The sequence below is a fragment of the Cupriavidus sp. SIMBA_020 genome (genome assembly GCF_046535395.1).
Classification (GTDB): domain Bacteria; phylum Pseudomonadota; class Gammaproteobacteria; order Burkholderiales; family Burkholderiaceae; genus Cupriavidus; species Cupriavidus campinensis.
This window is the reverse complement of sequence record NZ_JAWRWU010001849.1, coordinates 1-229: the sequence shown is the minus strand read 5'-3', so window position 1 is coordinate 229 and position 229 is coordinate 1. Positions and strand designations below refer to the sequence as shown.

General features: G+C 60.7%; 1 protein-coding gene. It reads left to right on the top strand.

Annotation, left to right across the window (positions count from 1 at the left end; all coding sequences use genetic code 11):
- Positions 1-229, top strand: a 229-nt coding sequence (locus tag SB751_RS35990; RefSeq protein ID WP_410749724.1) for a type VI secretion system baseplate subunit TssF, incomplete at both ends; no start/stop codon positions are given.

Below are 229 nucleotides of genomic sequence, written 5' to 3'. Positions count from 1 at the left end.
GCACGGGAACGAAGTACGCGACCCCTACATCGATCGACTGCTTCAGGCGTATGCATTGAGTGCGGCGCATTCGGAAATGCGCATTGACCGCTGGCCGCTTGAAATTCCACAGCGTCTGCTCGATTGCATTGATGTCAACTTTAATGCGCCTCTGCCGTCGCTGGGCGTGACGCGGTTCCAGCCCGACGCGAAGGGTGTGCATACGCCCGAGGGGGCGTTGTTGCCCCGC